The 20,346-nt window shown below is 36.7% G+C and carries 10 protein-coding genes; 4 read left to right on the top strand and 6 right to left on the bottom strand.

Annotated elements, in window-relative coordinates; translation table 11 throughout:
- The first annotated feature begins 242 nt into the window (after nucleotides 1–242).
- Nucleotides 243–1,445 carry a hypothetical protein gene (locus M1D60_RS02145; protein WP_456277582.1) on the top strand — a complete coding sequence of 401 codons (1,203 nt, stop codon included), beginning with the start codon at nucleotides 243–245 and terminating at the stop codon, nucleotides 1,443–1,445.
- 2 nt (nucleotides 1,446–1,447) lie between these two features.
- The gene (locus M1D60_RS02140; protein WP_456277581.1) at nucleotides 1,448–2,710 is read left to right on the top strand and encodes a hypothetical protein; all 1,263 of its coding nucleotides are present in this window, start codon (nucleotides 1,448–1,450) and stop codon (nucleotides 2,708–2,710) included.
- A gap of 117 nt (nucleotides 2,711–2,827) precedes the next feature.
- On the opposite strand, the gene M1D60_RS02135 is transcribed toward M1D60_RS02140, so the two are convergent.
- From M1D60_RS02135 to M1D60_RS02125, 3 genes are all read right to left on the bottom strand, one after another.
- On the bottom strand, nucleotides 2,828–3,904 hold the full coding sequence (locus tag M1D60_RS02135; RefSeq protein WP_456277580.1) for an S-layer homology domain-containing protein: 1,077 nt from the start codon (nucleotides 3,902–3,904) through the stop codon (nucleotides 2,828–2,830).
- Between the two features lie 127 nt (nucleotides 3,905–4,031).
- Nucleotides 4,032–4,658: a transposase gene (locus M1D60_RS02130; RefSeq protein ID WP_456277579.1), complete on the bottom strand. Its 627-nt coding sequence runs from the start codon at nucleotides 4,656–4,658 to the stop codon at nucleotides 4,032–4,034.
- The gene (locus M1D60_RS02125; RefSeq protein ID WP_456277578.1) at nucleotides 4,618–6,120 is read right to left on the bottom strand and encodes a YifB family Mg chelatase-like AAA ATPase; all 1,503 of its coding nucleotides are present in this window, start codon (nucleotides 6,118–6,120) and stop codon (nucleotides 4,618–4,620) included. The genes M1D60_RS02130 and M1D60_RS02125 overlap by 41 nt, the downstream gene beginning before the upstream one ends.
- Nucleotides 6,121–6,285: 165 nt before the next feature.
- Here M1D60_RS02125 and M1D60_RS02120 point away from each other — a divergent pair, with 165 nt between their 5' ends.
- Nucleotides 6,286–7,722, top strand: coding sequence for a DDE-type integrase/transposase/recombinase (locus M1D60_RS02120; RefSeq protein ID WP_456277055.1), 1,437 nt, complete (start codon nucleotides 6,286–6,288; stop codon nucleotides 7,720–7,722).
- A 1,681-nt stretch (nucleotides 7,723–9,403) separates the two neighbouring features.
- On the opposite strand, the gene M1D60_RS02115 is transcribed toward M1D60_RS02120, so the two are convergent.
- Nucleotides 9,404–12,661: an S-layer homology domain-containing protein gene (locus tag M1D60_RS02115; protein WP_456277577.1), complete on the bottom strand. Its 3,258-nt coding sequence runs from the start codon at nucleotides 12,659–12,661 to the stop codon at nucleotides 9,404–9,406.
- A 437-nt stretch (nucleotides 12,662–13,098) separates the two neighbouring features.
- Between M1D60_RS02115 and M1D60_RS02110 the strand changes: the two genes are divergently transcribed.
- Complete coding sequence (locus M1D60_RS02110; protein ID WP_456277576.1) at nucleotides 13,099–14,088, top strand: C40 family peptidase; 990 nt, start codon at nucleotides 13,099–13,101, stop codon at nucleotides 14,086–14,088.
- A 59-nt stretch (nucleotides 14,089–14,147) separates the two neighbouring features.
- Here M1D60_RS02110 and M1D60_RS02105 read toward each other — a convergent pair whose 3' ends face one another.
- Nucleotides 14,148–16,601, bottom strand: a complete 2,454-nt coding sequence (locus tag M1D60_RS02105; protein ID WP_456277575.1) for an S-layer homology domain-containing protein — start codon at nucleotides 16,599–16,601, stop codon at nucleotides 14,148–14,150.
- A gap of 162 nt (nucleotides 16,602–16,763) precedes the next feature.
- Nucleotides 16,764–20,291, bottom strand: a complete 3,528-nt coding sequence (locus tag M1D60_RS02100) for a S8 family serine peptidase (protein ID WP_456277574.1) — start codon at nucleotides 20,289–20,291, stop codon at nucleotides 16,764–16,766.
- Between the last annotated feature and the right edge of the window lie 55 nt (nucleotides 20,292–20,346).

The following is a 20,346-nucleotide window of genomic DNA, read 5'->3' as shown; positions in this document are numbered from 1 at the left end:
GGAACTGGGGTTAAATTAAGGTGTAATATACTATTCTAATATTTTTACTTATTATTACTTTTTTTAATAAATAGATAAAACTCCTTATATCCATAGAGAAAGATCAAATTACTAGGTAAATAGTTGTCTAAAATTCGAGGCATTTATATTAAATAAGAGAAGTTTTCCATAACTATACAATGATATATTCGAATCTTTTCATTATAATTATGTAATAAATTACTATTTTAGGAGGATCTAACATGTCTTATGCACTATTAACGCTACTCATTATTACAATATTCCTACTAGTCTATATCCTTAATGTACAGCTTAAACAACAAAAATGGATTAAACAAACGATCTTAGATTTTACTAATGAATTCAAGATTGACGAAGAAAAACAGAGGGAACGCTTAAATGGAATTAGAAGAAGAAACGAAGCTAAACTGGAAGAATTCCAATTAGAAGTAGTACAGTCAATCTATGAATCTTCAGAAGTATTAAATAAGACTGTAATGAGTGCAATATCTCAGAGCAAGGTAGAGACAAAAAAACATGCAGAAGATCTTATAAATGAAATAACGCACTTTAATATCGAGGCAAAAGAGATTCTCTCTCAAAACTTTAAAGAAGTTGAAAAAATTCTCGTTGATAAATTACATATATATTTAAACGAAGAAGAGGAAGAAATTCAATATTGGATTGAGAAAGTGACAATTACAGAATCATTGAATGAAAAAGTTCAACTATTAGAAACAGCAATAAATAAGTATCCAATGATTTCTCATTTTATCTCATCTTACCGAGAAACTTTAATATCCCTTTTCCAAGACTCAGATGACAAAATGAAAAAGAAAATCATTGAAAAACTTAATCATGCTGCAAGGATTCACTTAGACAATTGTAAGCCAGAAGATTGGTTGAGTGCTAAAGCTATTAAAGATGAAACACTTCGAATGGGTAATCAATTTATGAAAGAACAAGAGAATATTTTTATAAAACGCACAACCCATATATTAAACCAATTAGAAGTGCTCGTTTCAGAAAATAATACAGAAATAGACTTAAGCAAAGTTGAAGAACTCGATGAATCTATTGACCAAAATATTCTGAAACACTATCCAAGTTTAAAGAACCGATACCAGTTAATCTCGACTAAACTAATGGAGTATATCAATAAAGAACCTTCTAAAGAAGGTTTGAAGGCATATAACAAAAGTGCTATTCAAGCATTTAAAAGAGTGCATTCAAAATTTAACCAATTCGAATCCACTTATAAAATGGGGGAACGATTAAATGAATTATCCAACGAGCTTGGTGGTTGGGAGCATTCATTATTCACAACCCCAACTCAAATATATTTCCAAAGCGTCTATTCTGATATTTTTGCTAAACTATCACCTAATGCAAAACCAAAACTGACAGAACTCATATTAGATACAAGCACTAAAAAGGTGAACTAACTATGAAACAAATCCGACACCAGCAACGTCGATCTTTTCATTCAGATACTTCAAAATTCCATGGTACCCTATTAGGAGTTATTTCTGGCACATGGATGGCTGATGAACTATTCATTGAGCCACGAGAGGAAGAATACTTAGAATATGAAGAAAGGGCAACCTTATACTATCAAGAATTCCAGGCATCACAAACTAACAATCCAGACATCTCAATGGAGACAGCACGTTCTAATGGAGTGACAAACGAATGGGAAAGCTATCGTTTCTTTGCTAATGGAGATTTAAACGCACCTAGAGAAGTGTTTAATTATATTGATGATGAAGGAAACAACACATATTTTACTGAAAAAGAGATAGAGGATATACGGAGCTGGGAGGATGGAGCAGCTAAGCCCGTTCAAAATATTGAAGGGCATCACGTAGAAACAGTCCGTGAAAATCCAACCGACACAATGTTAGCAAGTGATCCAGATAATATAATATTGGCAACTAAAGAAGGACATAGAGAGCATCTTCATGGTGGGGATACAAAAAATCCAACTCAAGAAGAATATTTACAATATGTACAAACAAATGATGAAAAGTTCGCAATGACTTTAGATTATAATGAAGATATAATCACTCTAAACTTCTGGGAAGAAGGGGCAGCCTCTTCAGCTTCCTCCACAATCGTGTATCTAACAATTAACGAAGCAATGAATTTATATCGACTCAAAAAAGATCCACGTCCTTGGGCACAAAAGAAAGCTGATGCGTTACTTTCCGCAAAGGCCAACACCATTATAGGGCTTGGATTAGGTACTCTCAGTTTTATAACTAATGAAACGCTAACTATATGTTTAACTCATTTATCACTCGTTGGTGCTTCAGAACTGTTTATAGAAATGTGCACAATCAATGGAACATTCTTTGTCATGAGCATAGCTCTGGCTACATTAAATTTTATAAAAAATCGACAAAATGGAGAAACAAGGGACGAAGCACGAAAGAAATATATGAGTTCCATTATGACAGCAACAGCTGAACTCATTGTTTTTAGCGTCCTTGGTGTAGGATTAGAAATTGGTTTTGAGGCACTAGGTGGTCTTATCGTTGATGCATTTATACCAGATCCAACAGGAATTTTAATCGCACTAAGAGCTGGGTATAGTATCTTTAAACTAGGTAAGAAGTATTATGACTCTAAACAAAATCAACAAGCTTATACTATGTGCATCGAACTTCGACAAAAGCATGCATATGACCTGGCATTAAAGCAGTTCTAAATGTAAGATGAATGAAAATGCCTGACACCTTCCTTCTAATTTTTGAACTATTATAAAATATATAACTAAAACCAGGCTGTGGAGAATTTCTCGACAGCCTGGGCTAACTCTATTTGATTATTTAAGGGCAAACCACAAAACATCATCCCATTGACGATTCCACACAATTAATGGTTCATCTCCCTCGTTAACCAAGAATGCAACCCAACCTTCAGTTTCTCCCCCAACATAAAGATCTGCATCAAATCTTGGTTCAGGTTCTACTACACTAAAATAATCCTCATAAACTTTACCATCTTTACTCACCGCATCAAAATTAGTGAAATTAACGTCATAGTAATCGTATGTTAGACCCTCTAATTCTAATAACTTCACTCTGAATTTTGCAAGAATATACTTTTTACCTGTAGGTGCTGGATCATTAAACATATTTGCATCTTCTATCATTGACCATGCTGTGTTCCCATCCGTAATAATATCTGTTAATTCAATTTCGTATTTATGCTCGCCATGTAACCATTCATCGTCAACTGATACCGTCCAAGTTACTCCTTTTGTAGAAGGAATTGTTCTTGAGTTTTCAGGTTGAGGTCGAAAAGAAGGATCAAGAACACGTGCAAAAAATACTGCAAACTGAGCACGATTAACAATGTTTTTGGGTTTATATGTACCATCATCATATATTTTTGTAATGCCATTAGCAGCTAACGCACTAACATGGGTATAAGTGTCTGTGTTTTTTGGAACATCAACAATAGGACCTGTATAAGTTCCAGTTAAATTGTATGCCTTTGCTAAAACCATAGCCATATCAGCTCGAGTTAACCCTTCATTCGGAAAAAAAGATTTAGATTTCGGGAAAATACCTTCATCTACTAACGCGGAAATTTCCTTATAAGCAAAATAGTCCTTTGGAATATCTGTATAGCCTGGATCAGGTCTATTGTTCGTATCTAATTCTAAAGCACGAACAATCATTACTGCTGCTTGGACTCTCTTTACTCGGTCATTTGGTCCAAATTTTCCATTTTCATACCCATTAATAACTTTTAAATCTGTTAAATAACCAATCTCTGATTTTGCCCAGAAGTCTCCTGTGACATCAGGAAAACTTTTAGCAGCACCAGCATGTTCTGGTGTAAAAATACTAATCGCTAGAATTAGAGCTAGTATAATCGAACTAAATCTTTTCATATAATCATTCTCCTCCTTTTTATCTGTACCAAATAAAGGTAATTCTATAATACATACGAATTATCCTTTAATTACTCCTAAAATATAACAAAAAGTCCCTTTGCGTAGAGTAGTGCAATAATCCAACTCACTCCAAGTAATTGTCCTCCTCTTCTCCTCTCTCTTCTATATACAGGCAATAATGCTCTAGGGTTTGTTGTTCTGGTAAATTAAAGCATCTTATAACATCTGTATCATTAAAGAAAAAATAATTAATAGGTTGAATATTTTTATAAAACTTGTAGCTACTATACGGATAGTGTTCCATCTGTTTCACCATAGGAATCTTGGTACGAATGGGGTTCCGGTGAATATAGCGGCTTACGGTGAGTAGGGAATATGGGTCAGTGAAGGGCTTGCTTTTGAAGCGTTGGTCAAATACGGCGCCACTTCTTTTATAACGCTTGTTATAGTAATCAGCATAATGCTTTTGCATAATCCGAATAATCGCTGAAAGATGGGTTTTCTCCGTTTTTAAAAGTAAGTGATAGTGGTTTGTCATGATACAGTAAGTACAGATGGAGAGTGTGTATTGTTGATGAATCATTTCTAGTATAGTGAATAGGGCATTCATATCCGTTTCGTCATGGAAAATATTCTGTCGATTGTGACCACGATTATACACATGATGATAAGCTTCTGGTATCCAGATTCTTCTTTTTCTTCCCATATATTTAAAGAAGTGATTCCTTTTTCCATTTAATTGCTTCTTCAATCGCTTCATTATTAATGTTTTGTGTATTCATAAGATCACTAATTGTCCTAGCAACTCTTAATATTTTTACTTGAGCACGATTACTCCATCCATTTTCTCTACAAACCTCTTGAAAAGTTTGAAGTTGATTATTTGTTAGGTTTGAGGTTTCTTGAATTAAATGATAGGATACTCGATTGTTTAGTACTCCAAACCGATTAATTTGTCTTTTTCTCGCCTCTTCCACCCTTTTTCTTACAGTTCTAGAGTACTCACCACGTTTATCTTTTGAATGAAGTGGTACACTTTTTAAGGGAAGAATAAAATCCATGCGATCAAGGACTGGTCCTGAAATTCTTTGTTGGTATGCTTTCACCTGTTTCATCGTACATGTGCAATACTTTTGGTTAGAACCATAGTAACCACACGGGCAAGGGTTCGTTGCAGCAATAAGAATAAACTTTGCAGGATAAGTAACAGACTGCTTAGCACGGCTAATCGTAATTGCTCCATTTTCAATTGGTTGCCTAAGCATATCAATTGTTTTTCTTGAAAACTCCGCTAATTCATCTAAAAAAAGCACTCCATGATGAGCAAATGAAATTTCACCTGGTTTAGGATAGGTTCCTCCTCCTAGTAGTGATACTGCTGATGCCGAGTGGTGGGGATGACGAAGTGGGGGACGGTTTACTTGAGGTAAGGCTTCCCTTCCCAGTTGATAAAGTCCATATATATCTAGTAATTCTTGCCCTGATAAATCGGGGAGGATTGTTTTAAAAGCATCTGCGAGCATGCTTTTTCCACATCCAGGTGGACCTGTCATTAATATGTGATGTCCACCAGCCGCTGCAATTTCCAGTGCTCTCTTTGCTTGTTCATGACCAATGATATCATGGAAATCAACACTTGTTTCAGTATGGGTAATAGGGTTAATTGGTGATATTACTTGAGAGGGTGAAAGTTGAAAGGTTTCTTGCCCTTTTAGATGGGAAATTAAATGATCAATCGAGTTAATGGGAATGAGATCTGTTCCTATTATGGTAGGAAATAAACTCGTATCTATTATGGGATGATATATTTTCTTAAAGCCAAGTTTCATTGCGTTAGTCATGGTAGGAATCAAACCTTCAAATGATTTTAGCTCCCCTGATAAGGATATTGCACCAATGATACATACATCTTCTTTTATCTCTACATTCAAATGTCCAATTGCCTTCAAAACAGCAACAACAATGGCCGCATCGAATCCTGGACCAAACTTCTTAAATTCAGAGGGGGAGAGGTTTACGATAATCTTTTTAGAATGTATATCTGCCTTATGATAGTATAAAGTGCTGCAAACTCTTTCCTTGGACTCTTTAATAGAAGCATCTGGTAATCCAACAATGATGAAAGATTCCCATCCTGTCCTGGCACTGACCTCGACAGTCACCTTAAAACCATCCATTCCATTTAAACCGACTGTCATTACCCTTGTTTCCATACTTCTCCCCCCTTATAACATCTCGTATTGTCAAAACTTTTATAAGAAATAGGTTATAGAATACTGTGATAGAGGGCTTTATAAGCAAAAAAATTGCCACCCCCTGAATTCTAAGGATAATTGAGGTTACGACACTCTCAACAACCTTAGAAAGGAAGCGACAATTTGTACCCTCAAATTATAACCTATTTATTAACTTTTATAAACTACCAAGAACAAATTATTCGAACATTACTAACCTTACTTATTGGAAAAAATATGTTTGATAAACCGACTGAACAGCCTATAAATAAACCTTATCGTAAACTCCAGGTTGATGATCTGCCGATCATTGAAATTCCAGAAAAACAAGATTATCAAGTTCTCCTCAGGGAATACGTAGAGAAAAATGGTAAACCCTTGAAACCTGTACGCAGGCATAAGAACACAAAGGTTACGGTACCAAAATCTACGATCTGTCCAAAGTGTGGTGCTCCATCTACTTACCTTTATACCAATAATGGAGATAAAGGGCAGTATCAGTGTAAGGTCTGTTCCTGTCTGTTCAGTGATAAAAACCGTTTTTCAAAAGAAGCCGTATTAAAGTGCCCGCATTGTTCCAAAAATCTTGAAAAGATCAAAGAAAGAAAAGACTTTCACGTGTTCAAATGCAAGAACGATGAGTGTCCGTATTATCAAAAAAAGTTAAACGCGATTTCATCTAAAGAGAGAAATCAATTTAAAAAACATCCTCAGGCATTTAAATTAAGATACATTTTCCGTCAGTTTCACATTGAATTTCAACCACTGTCGAAGGATTCTCCAAAGAGACCAAAGGTTGATTTATCTAGGCTTCATGCTTCGCCACATACATTAGGACTGATATTAACCTATCATGTCAACTATGGCCTTTCGGCCCGTAAAACAGCTGCCATTATGCAGGATGTTCATGGTGTGCTTATTTCACACCAGACCATATTGAACTACGAAAACAGCGTGTCATTAATGCTTAAGCCTTATGTGGATCATTATCCATATGAACTATCTGATCAATTCTGTGGTGATGAAACCTACATCAGAGTAAACGGCCGATGGCACTACCTTTTCTTTTTCTTTGACGCGGTGAAAAAGATCATCCTTTCCTATCCAGTGTCAGCAAACCGAGATACAACGTCTGCCATTCGTGCAATTGATGAAGTGTTGTTAAAAATGAAAGACATTCCTGAGAACCTTACATTCGTGGTAGATGGTAATCCCATCTATCTACTAGCACAACACTTTTTCGCTCAGCACGGAATCTCATTTGATGTCACACAAGTTATTGGGCTAACCAATGAGGATGAAGTATCAAAGGAGTTCCGACCATTGAAACAAATTATTGAGAGACTTAATCGCACTTTTAAGAGCAATTATCGATCTACTCACGGGTTTGGATCGGAACATGGATCAGTATCCTATGTCACCTTATTTGTGGCTTATTTTAACTTTCTAAGACCACATGCTTCTTTGGAAGGAAAGGTGCCAGTCGTTAATCCAGAACTATTAGGGCTTCCTAATATGCCTGCACGGTGGACAAAATTGATTGAGTTAGCACAACATTGGATTGTAGAACAGACTGCCTAACTTTTTGTTTAGCAGAGCCCTAATTCAGCAATCGGCGGAGCGAACTCTTGACAAACCGAACTTACCAATGGTTTAAAATGGAAATAACCAAGGGCTATTTGGCTTGCCATCTTTTTGTCCCCTTCGCCCTTGTTAAACTACCATCAAACCATTGGCGTGTTTGTCAAGAGCGGTTGCGTGGCCCTCCATCCCAATAACTAGGAGAGGGTTTAAATCTTCAGGTAGTTTTCATAGAACTTTTGACACTACCTAACATCTTGCCTTATCTTACTCTATTAGTGTATTTATGCGCAAAATAGTAAAATTGAGATTTCGTATTGTTTGTACATGTAAAATTCAATTTTCTATTGGAAACTAGCATTTTCCTTTTTGGTATTTTAACTAAAAATGCTATTTTATTTATTAAAAAAAGGACCAAAGAGTATTATCTCTATTGATCCTTTTTTTGGTTCTCCCGAATCTATTTCCAGTTTACTGGAGGGTGCCTGGCACCGGTTTATTCCGGTTCTATTGAACCTTTATCAATTTTTTTGGATAGTGCCTTACACCGTATTTTCCCTTAAAAAGAAGCACAAAATAAAAGAGGACCAATAGAGTTTTACACTATTAATCCTCTTTTTGGTTCTTCCGAACCTATTTCCAATTTTCTGGATGGTGCCTGGCACCTTATTTTTTTTCCAATTTTCTGGAGGGTGCCTGGCACCAGGTTTCCATTGAACAAATAACAAGTCAACCTGGTGACATTGTAGTTGTACATACTGAGAAGCAAACGAGGCATGCAATTACTTTATCAGTAGCTACAATGCATTTTTTTGATTTTAACCAAATTAACATCGAAGATCAAAGAGTAATTGATTTTTTGCTATATCTTATTGACTGTGAATATCACACAAGAAAAAGCTATTAAGATATAAATACCGTTACTGATACACCTAGTGCAATTCGGTTTTCTTGTGCCTTTTGATCTCGGTATAGAACAAAAAACAGGTGGTCTTAAAACTTCAGTTCTAATGATCCTTTAACAATTTTTTCTGGAAGGTGCCTGGCACCGTATTTTTTCGGGTAAGAGCTATAACCTTCCTCTCATGTAGCTGGCATTTACTGTATGGAACCTCGTGCAGTATATATCCGAAATTTCATCACAGAATAGAAGGCATAAAGCAAAAGAGGATCAATAGAGTTTTATCTCTATTGATCCTCTTTTTGGTTCTCTCGAACCTATTTCCAATTTTCTGGAGGGTGCCTGGCACAGTACACTACGTATTGTTTGTACATGTAAAATTAAATTTTTCTGTTGGAAACTAGCATTTTCCTTTTTGATATTTAAACGAAAATGCTATTTTATTTATTAAAAAAGGACCAAAGAGTATTATCTCTATTGATCCTTTTTTTGGTTCTTCCGAACCTATTTCCAGTTTTCTGGAGGGTGCCTGGCACCAATGATCCCATGACACTCTTGTTCCTTGAGAATTTTAAAAAAACTTCATAATTGTAATGATATATTATGCACTTTCTTATTTACCGAATATTAAGTCTCTTTATTTTCACACAAAATGCCCTCTAGAAATAGAGGGCATTCTCTTTGTACCAAGTTTAGATAGTTATCTTTTAATAGAATTACCTTTTTCTCTACTTTTTCCATTCAGAAAAGAACTTATAAAGTAAAGTTTAATTTAATTTATTAAGGAGCAACTGTTACTTCTACAGTAGGAGCAAGAATGCTATTGCTATTATTAACTCCAGTTGGAAGTGTACCCCATGTAGCAGTAAATGTGTAATCAGCAGCAGTTCCGTTGTCATAAGTGTCTGTATCAGCCCAAGTTACAGGGATGTTAGCAGTTGAACCGTCAGCTAATCTCACAGAAATAGTTGTTGGTAGAGCAGCAATTACAGCTGCTGCAGTTGCATATTGAACATTTCCATCAGTAACTGTACCAGTTTGACTTAATGTAACTGGTGTATAAGAAGCAACAGAAAGCTGACGAGATGTTGCAGTTACTTTTACAGGGCTAGTAGCAAGTGTTACACCCGCTGTAGAAAGTACTAAATTAAACTCAGAATTCGCTGGAATTTGTGCTACAGTTGCAGAATCCGTACCATTACCAGTGAATGTAAGATTTCCAGACACCTTAGTAAAAGTTAATAGGATATCTCCGATTGCTGTAGTATCAGCAAACTGATCAGTACCATCAAGGATTACAGATGTTCCATATTGATCCGTTGCAACAACATCAGCAGCCGCATCTAGATCAGCAAATGTGAACACACCATTTGTAGCAGCATCAAAGTTAAATTTATCTAAAGTATCTACAGCTAGACCAGCAATAAAGTCAGCACCCTTACCATCTTCAACAACTGTTAATGAAGAAACTGTTGGTGCAGATTTAGAAACTGTCACTTCTTGGTTAAACTTCTCTCCAGTAGCATTAATCGTTACTGTCACAGGAACTGTGATTGAAGAGTTGTTACCATAAGTTGTATAAGCAGAAGAAACATCTAGTACACCATCAGTTACATCAGCTTGAGTTGTCGCATTTGTAGAAGTTACAGCATAATCTGTGCCATTTGTTAGAGTAACTTTGCTTCCATCAGAAAGTATTCCCTTAACTACTACAGTCTTATCGTATGCAGCATTATCAGTCTTAGTAGCAGCGGCTTCATCATAAACTGTACCAATTGCACCTACTTCGTAAGATACATACTCGGAGCCATCAGTAACACGTAGAGATACTTCTTTTGCACTGCTTACAATTGCACCTGTTGCGTCATGAAGTGTAACAGTGATTTTTTCAGATCCTTTAGTAGTACCACCTACAACAGAAACAGTCTCGCTTGTAGCAGCAATATCAGTATCTGCAGGAGTGTTAGAAATTGCTACAATGTTTGAAGTCTCATTTTCTGTGATAACAATCTTATTATCAGCTGAAAGATCTAACCAGTTATTCACTTGTGTAGCACTCATAACACGACCATATTGGTCTTCAATTACTAAATCACCAACTGCGATTGTCTTAGTTTGGCCAGCTTTGAATGTAGTGCTATAAGAACTCTTTAATCCTGTAACAATTACTGGCTTAGCAGCAGCTTTAACTTCAAGAGTTAAAGTGTCAACTGATTGAGTTGCATTTGAAATTGCAACGATTGAGCTATAACCTTGATTTAAGGATTGTGGTAAAACAACAGCTCCATTTTTAACAACTAGAGAACTAGTTCTATCAATGCCGTCAACAGAGATTTTAATACCACGAGTTGCATTTTTAACTAGGTTAATGTCTGTAATTAGGTTGCCTTCTTTATCAGTAACTGTAACTGGGATATCAGTTGTCTCACCAGCAACTGCAATTGCAGGAGCTGCAACGTCTACGTTATAAGCACGAGTTGATTCTGCTACTTCAACAGTGAAGCTGTCTGATTTACCAGAAGCTTTAGCGATAACTGTAACGATGTTACTTCCTTTTACAGGTGCACCTGTAAGTGCAACAACAACTTTCTTTTGACCATTAACTTCAATTACTGTAGCAGTTGCAGCAGCGTCTGCAACAGTTGGGTTTGATTCAGTTACTAAAAGTTCCCCTAGCTTAGAAGCATCAGTCACAACGTTTCCATACTGATCTTTAAGTTCTAATTCTACATAGAAAAGATCATCAGAAAGGTTAGTAGTCTCAGTTAACGTCTTAGCATCTTTATTATAAAGACCTTTAATCTCTACTTCAGAAACTTTAGCTTCAGAAACGGCAGTTACAGTAGCTGACGCTGTAGTAGCTGATTGAGCATGAATTAAAGTGAAAGTAGCTAACTTATTAGTTGTAGTATTATAGTTTCCTTCAATAGTAACAATTCCTGTAGCAGGGTTAACTGATACATTATTAGATGATGTTGTTAAAGATGTTGTCTTTGTGATATCTTCACCATACTGGTTAAGAACTCGATATCCAACTTGAAGGTCATCAATGTCAGTGTCTCCACCAACAGAGTCAACTAATGGTGCTTCTGAAGAAAGAACTTCAATTTTAGCAACCTTCTCGTCTTCAACTGTAACTGCACCAGTTAATGCTTCATCAGTTAAGCCTGTAACATTAACAGTATACTCACCTTTTGTTAGTTTACCAGCAAGTACTATAGTAGCTTCAGTTTTATCTTCATTCCAAGAAACGTCTGAAGTGTTAACTTTAACTGCGCCTTTTTTAACTTCAAATGTCGCATCTTCACCAGCAACTGCCTTATTGAATGATACTTTTAATGATTTAGCAGTAATCGCACTTACACTAGAAACCTCAGGAGCAACTTCAACTAATCCTAAAGCACGGTAAGCAAACACTGCTAAGTGTTGACGGCTAACTAGACCGTGGTTATCAAACCAAGTTCCGTTATCTTTACCAGTTGTGATTTCATTTTGAGCTAAGATTAGGATGTTTTCTCTGTGTGCAGCATCAGCTTGATCGATGTCGCTGAAGTTAACTTCAACACCTGGCTTAGCTTCTAAACCGAATGCGCGAACTAAGATTGTAGCCATTTCTTGACGGTTTAAGCTGTCGCTTGGGCGAAGCTTTGTTCCGTTTTCGCTACCTTTAATGATTCCTTCAGCTTTTAAAGCTGCAGCTGCTACTTTTAATTCTTGAGTAGCGTCAGCTGGAAGGTCATTAAATGATGTTAAATCAGATGGCACTTCAAGTTGATCCTTTAATGCACGGTAGACCATAACTGTAACTTGTGCACGAGTGATGTTTCTTTCAGGCTTGAATTCTCCATCTTCGTATCCTTTAATTACGTTAAGACCTGCTAATGCAGTAATCTCATTGAAATACATGTGATCAGCAGTCACGTCTGAGAAGTTAACTTCTGCAGCACTTGCTGCTACTGGTCCGATTGCAGATGCTACTACAGCAGCTGTAACAGTTCCAGCTAAAAATTTGCGGTAAGACTTTGGTTGGTAAGCCATAAGGGTATTTCCTCCTCTTAATATATGTTTCTTTTTTTCTATAAAACTAAGTTTGTACCTTAATATAAGGAAAGAATCTATTATAATAGCAATCTTTCAAACTTAGTTTATAAACCTATTAAATAGTATAGTTTTTCCATTAAAAGAAGTCAACATCTTTTCCTAGAAAAACTTCGGTAGTGAGCGGCTAACTCATTTACTACCTAGAACCTATTCTACAGTTTTTGTCACATATTGCAATACTTTTGGGGAATTTTTAGCGGTGGTAGTATTTTCATATAGATGAAATTTTACACAACAACGCATTATATGTAGTCTTTCCTTATATATGACTATATTTGTTACGTAATTGTAAAATAGCATTCTATTTTTATATGATATACTTCTAAATAGTTTAATAATTCGATAAATATTACATAAGGAAGTGACTCTACATAATGATTAGACGTATTTTATACGGAATAGTTACATGCTTTTTCAGTTTATTTTTATTTTCTAGTATTGCTTCAGCAAATTCTGATGTTAATTATGACAAATTACTCCCTGTCGCCAAAAAGTATGTCGGTATTCCTTATCAACATGGAGGAACGACCCCAAGTGGTTTTGACTGTTCTGGGTATATCGGTTATGTATATGACAATCTTGGCATTTCCCTACCTCGGACAACCTCTCAGTTGTATAACACAGGTGCTAGTATTTCAAAGGGTAATTTACGTGTAGGCGATCTTGTGTTCTTCAATACATCAGGAAGTGGAGTCTCTCATGCTGGTATATATATAGGAAATGATCAATTTATTCATAGTTCTTCTTCAAAAGGAATTTCTGTTTCTTCTATTAATGATCCCTATTATTGGGGGAAACGCTACTTAGGCGCTAGAAGAATTCTAGATATGCCCCTAGATCAAGGAGCTTTTAAAGATATCAGTAAGAATCACTGGGCCGAAGATGCCATATCTACTCTTGCTGAAGAAAATTTAGTAATTGGTTATGCTGGTAGTCAATTTAAACCTAATGATTATATTACCCGAGCTGAAGTAGCTGCATACCTTGCACAGTATTTAGAGTTGAATCTAGCAAATCGTTCTTCCATTTTTAATGACGTCTCATCTAAATATTGGGCTGTAGGGACAGTTAATGCATTATATAAAGAAGGTTATGTAAAAGGGAGTAATGGGAACTATAACCCGGAAGGCACCCTAACCCGGGACCAAATGGCAGCCTTACTTACAAGGGTATTTAATTTAAAGTCAGCTTCAACTCCTATTTCTTTCTCAGACGTATCTATTTCTCACTGGGCTTATAACGATATCCAAAGTCTAGCTGCGTCTGGAATAACAGTGGGGTATCCGGACCAATCCTTTAGACCAGATGAACCAGTTACTCGTGCACAATTTGCAGCATTCTTATACAGAGCCATTAAAAAATAAACCTACTTACATAATAAACCCCCAATCTCCAGCATATGAGAATGGGGGTTTTTTTATGACTACTTTAGATCTAATGTTCTTTTCAGAAATAAAGCAAAATGTGCTCTGGTGACATCAGTCTGTGGATTGAATCGATCGACAATCGTAATTCCATTGAAATACAATGTATTGATATCATCATAGTTGTAATAGATGGTGCCAATGTCAGCAAACACTTTTTTGGTAGCTGGTGTTTCATAGACATCACTGTATGCACGTACTAAAATTGACGCCATTTGTGCTCTTGTTAGGTATTCATTCGGACGATAATCACTACCCTGCCCCATTAATCCATGGGCCTCAGCAATGACCATTTCCTCATAACCTAATTGTCCGGGCTTCATATCCTTTTGCTTCGGCGTGTAGCCAGCAGGAAGCTCCAAATTAAGAGCATCGACCAAGATTTTAGCCGCATGACGGCGTAACAACGGATCTTTAGGACGATAGGTTCCGTCCTGATACCCATTAATGATTTCATTCACGTTCAAGTACGTAACTGCCGATAGTAACTCAGGGTCGTAGCTAATATCCGATAATAATGTAAGATCCGCATCATGTACAACATTAGAGGATGCGATGTACCCCTCAATCCCATTTGCTTTTATTCTGTACATTACATAGTGATTAGATGCATTTGCTGTTGGTTGATATGGCCCACCAATAATTTCAAATGGAGTATAGTGTTTTAACCTTTGCTTAACTTGACCATCAATTCCATCTCGTAAATTAGAGTAGGACGCTTGGGTATTAAACGTATAAACCTTATCCCCGACCTGTAATTGTTGGCTCGCTTTTGTATTTAGCTCTGGCCAGTTATATTGTTTGACTGGAAAGCTCATAATATCATTAGTTGGATATTCAATTGTAAATGTAGGAATATCTTTTACATTCGCAAAGCTATAATTACGGATCGCTTCATATACTCTCTCCTGATAAGGAGGCTTTGCTTGATCTATATTAGGATCATTCCGTTTGGATAGTCCGTTATAGGCCATAACGGCAAAGTACCAATGCTCCAGCATAGCAGGATTATGGTCATTTATTTTTGGAATTCTACCTGAATTAGCCCAGTTCCACTTCTCTTTTAATATTTGCGCACCAATCTCAATATTATAAGCGGTATCTGTCTCAAGTTGATTTCGGTTAATTCCACGACTAAGCATTTCTTGTTCAGTTAGTGTAACCTGCATGATTCCAATTCCTCCATCAGGAGTAATAATTGGATGACCATTTTCATCGAATTGCTGCATGCCCGTTTCAATAAAGGCAATGGCTTTTAAGATTTCAGCAGGAATTCCATATTTAACTGATGCTTCCTGCAACAGTCTCTTTGTTTCAGCAATGGATAATCTGTTTTCAAGATTTAGGCTTGCTTGATTAGTTTTGAACGTATCAATATTGGCATAGGTTAATTTTAATGTCTTTGATCCTCGGTTAAAACCCATATCCTCATGTTGAAGTAGTTTGAAATGAACCGTATCATTTGAATAACTGTCAAGCAACCATGATTGATGATCACCAAGCTGATCTGCCACATACCATTTATTAAAGTCATTTACCCCCTTAACATCACCAAGCTGAACACCGGCATAGGTGCCAGTGCCATCTTGGGCTGTTAAATAGGTCTGTTTACCTTGTAATTCTTTTGCCATAAATTGAAGGTCATAGTAACTAGAATCTCTATTATTATTCATATAATCTGTTAAATAAAATGGGATTGGAAGAGTTACTTTGTACTGACTTGTCTCTAATCTTGAGGAATAATAGCTTAGTACCTCATCTGTATCAAATGGATTGCCAATTTCCACGTTATGAGGGGTATGATGTTTAATTGCATCGTTCGAACCAAAAAGCTGGACATAGTCTTCTGCTGCAATCTCCTGAATTCTCCATTTATACTCACCGGTTGTCATCTCATCATGCGCTTTTGTATTCGGTAGCAGGCGAGCTTCTGCGTACTCCGAAGACATCCAATCTGCCGGGAGTTTATCTTCCTGATCTAAAATATGATAAAACGTGAAATGATGGCCGTATTCATGAGAAAGTGTTGTTGCCATTTTCTGAGTAGTGTTCCGCTCATTCCCGCCATATAACTGAATCACTCGGCCCTCCATTAACGTAACATCGCTTGTCCCATATTCATATTCAGCCAAATATTGCCCAAGCACACCTTTCCCAGCTGGATAGTCTGGATATATTTCAACGCTACCCAAAAGTGCTAGCTCTTTACCATGTTTATTCCTTAATAACTCTGCTTCTAATGCTATTAATTGATCCTGGGTATTCCACGCGGGGCTATAGCTTTTAAACGTAACGCCACTTTGGCCCTTGTATTCTGCAACCTGATGATATAAATCACTGTAGGATTGGACACTTCTACTTTCCGTTTGATCGACAACATGAGCCTCTCCTACTTGAGTAGTTAGTGAAAAGACTGCTACCAAACTTACCAGTGATGTAATGAGCCATTTCATTTCCCATCTCTCCTTCAACTAGAATTCTAGATTTATTTTATCATATTCTACTATTGTATTAGACGAATTTCGTCATTCTTTGAAGGAAGAGGTAAATAGTCTCATATTCTCTACAAAAAAAAGACTCTACCATAAAAAATCATGATAGAGTACTTTCTTCTATTATTTAGTTAATTCAACGGAAAGCTTATAGCTGTCGACACTAGAACGAGCGTAAACATCTTCTACTTTAATAAAGTAAGTTCCCTTTTTAACACTTACTTCACCGATTTCATCGTCACCGATACCGTAGTAGTCTAGCTTGCTTACTTGTTGACCCTTTTGATCGTAGATTGTAATGACACCATCTAGGTCAGATGAAAGAGTAAGTCCTACTTTTAATTTGCCATCACTAGCAACATCTACTTTATAGTAGTCTTTATCTCCAAATGCTACCCCACCATTTAACTTTCCTTCAGCTTTCCACTTATTAGCTCCATCTTTATGAAGGCTAATTGGTTGTGAAGGAATATTGTTCTTAACGACAGATTTAGCATCTTCATCCACACCGCTTGATTCATATAAAGATAATTCATATTCATTTACATTTGACGTGATTGAATAATAATTATCTACGACGATAAAATATCCCACATCTTTTCTAGCTTTAAAAGAACCTGCTTCTGGTTCATGATCAAAGCCTAAGTCATAGATAATACTCTTATTTGCTTCATCGTCACTGATTTGCATATTACCGTCAGTATCTTCAATGATCGATCCTACCAAGTCAAGAGGAGCTGTAATGCCAGCTGGTAGCTCAGACTTCTGCTCATCCGTTAAATCAACTGGCTTTAGCGAGAAGTTCACGGTTTTTTCATCTTGTCTATTTTTATAATAGAACATATCTGTATCATTTAATAAAGCAAAGTTACCCGTCTTCGTATCCTTGTCATTTAGAATGGTTGCACGAATTGGAGTATCGTTGTCCTCATTCGCATCTTCAGGTGCATCCATAAAATAAGTCGACGAGAACGTATACGGTTCAAATGACACTCTTCTTTCATTCATTAAGCGGACAAAATAGGTCTTCCCTTCTTCTAACGTAAGGGTTACCTTCACTTCATCACTACTCATTCCAAAGAATGGATCATAGTACATCCATGAATCATAGATAGACGCTAACACATTGTGGTCATACTCATAGACCATCATATTAGGAAACAGAGTATCTGTGGTAGGCATATTAAACTGATAGAACCCAGTCTTATCTACAGTAAACGTTAACCAATCATAATCGTATGCTGTTTGGAAATATCCCGTGAACTCTTCCCCAATATTTAAAGGAACAGCTGAATTTACAATTTGATCCGTTTCATCTGGCGTGAATTCTGAATAGTAATACTCACCTTCATGATCCATTCGAAGTGATTTCTTTAGGAAGTCTAGACGCTCTTGAACAGCTTCTTCCGTTACTTCCTCCATTGGTTCTTCAGGATAGTAAGGAATATCCATCATCGGATAGCCATCTTCATCCGGTGGTAACTGTTTTGTTGTTACTTTTAAATCGTATGGTTGGATCGAGCCTTTAATAGACGCTGCTTCTTCTGTTTGTGGCGCAGATTCACCGTAAATTAGGTAATATAAATCGTTATAGCTCACTGAATCTGTTCCAGTTACCTCAAGAATTAAATCCATTCCAGGCATAGCTTCAAAGGTTAAGACCTCTTTTTCACCGGAGCCATTCATGTTAGCCGCATCAATTGGATATGGCCAGTATTCTTTTTCATACTCTGGAAGCCATTCAGGTAGTGGCATATAAAATTCTTCTGCAAAATAAAGATTCATAGCCGTATTCACTCCAGGGATTGCCGACAAGTCGATTTCAACTAAAGTAGGCTCCTCAAAGGATAGCATAAAATAATCACTGTCATGACTCTCTTCTGCAACTAATTGTAATGGTAATGCAACATCCACTTTTGAATTAAACGGAAGCTTAGAAATACTAATAGGTTCTTCTGCTGTTGCAATATCCTCAGCAAGCTCCGTCGCACTTTGAAGTGTTAATTCATATGAAGATTTTCCATTCGGACTATAGTTTTCATTTCGGTCTTTAATTCCAATTACTAGAGTTCCATTAGAAGGTGCCTTAAATAATCTTCCTTCTGTTTCATCATACGCTGCATCGCCTACGATCACTGGTTCTTCACTAGTTGTTTCTCCTTCAGGATAGAAACGTAAAACTAACTCATGATCAAACTCACCAGATCCCATTAATGTAGATTGGATATATTCACCCTCTGCTACATTCACTTTAACGTAGTCAACTTCTTCTGGTGTCATTAGCTTACCTTTTCTAGAAGTAAAGTTATTGTCTAGGTTTAATTCTGTTGCTGTCTTTAAAATACTCTCATCGGACATTTTTTCAAAGGTTGGTAGCTTTTTAATGTCATACTTAAGTGCGGCAACAGGATTGACTAATCCCCAACCATATTCTAGATCAAAACCTTCTTTTCCTTTATCAGTAGCTGTTTGCTCTAAAATAGCTTCTACCTGATAAGTATTTAAGTCTGGGTATTTTGATTTAATTAATGATGCAACACCCGCCACAACAGGTGAGGCCATCGAAGTACCACTCATATTCACGAAAGTTGATCCTTTTACTGGTTCGTATAATGTACTATACACATCTTCACCAGGAGCGACTACATCAATTTGCGGCCCATATGTCGAGAATTCCGCTAATTTATTTTGGTCATTGGTTGCACCAACCGTAATGACCCCATCATAACCTGCAGGATAGTTATATTGAATAGCACCATCATTACCAGCCGCTGCTACAATGACAACACCTTTTTCAGCAGCTACTTTAATTGCTTCTTCTACTAATGGCATTTCGAATGATGCACCTAGACTCATATTGATTACATCTGCACCATTTTCCGCAGCATAAAGAATCGCATCGGCTAGGATATAATCAAAGCTTCCATTTCGTTCAAATACATTAATAGGCATAATCTTAGCTTTTGGGTTAATACCGTGGCCACCAATTCCATTGTCCTTTTCAGAAGCAATGATTCCAGCCACATGTGTCCCGTGATAATCAGCCATACCTGGATTTGCAGGATCCGCTACATTATATGGAGCTAATACTTTACTTTTTAATTCAGGATGATTCGTATCCACTCCACCATCAATAACCGCAACTGTCACTTCATGGTCCCCAGCAAGAGACAATGCTTTATCAATTTCTAATAAACGAAGCTGATACATATTATCAATTTTCGGATCCTTAGAGCCATATTGCTGAAGCTTCACTGCAGGTGCTGCAGAAATAACTTCACTAAACTCTTTGTATGCTTTCTGAACAGCATCCAATTTCTTCCCTTTTTTAATTCTTACTACTTCATATCCTAAATCCGGATAAGATTTAACCACATACGTTCCTAATTGTTTATGTACCTTAGCAGATAATTGTTTATGGTACTTTACAATTAATGTATCCTCGCTATATTGATCGGTTTGTTTCGTCTTGTTCACATACCCTAATTTACTTTGTTCCTCTGTTGATAACTTGAGTCGTTCCACTACATTGTAGGGCTCATCCTTCTTGTTGTTATAAACATTCCCAAGTGTATTTGCACTGGTCATACTCGGAACAACAAGTGATGAAGCAAGTCCAAGTGTTAACGCAGTCCTTGTCCATTTCTTCATACTACTCCTCCTTATCATCTCACTTATTCTAATAACCTTGCACTCTAGCAAAACA

The organism is Bacillus sp. AK128, assembly GCF_053903075.1.
The sequence above is the reverse complement of the archived record's forward strand: the minus strand, read 5'-3'. Positions and strand labels throughout refer to the sequence as shown.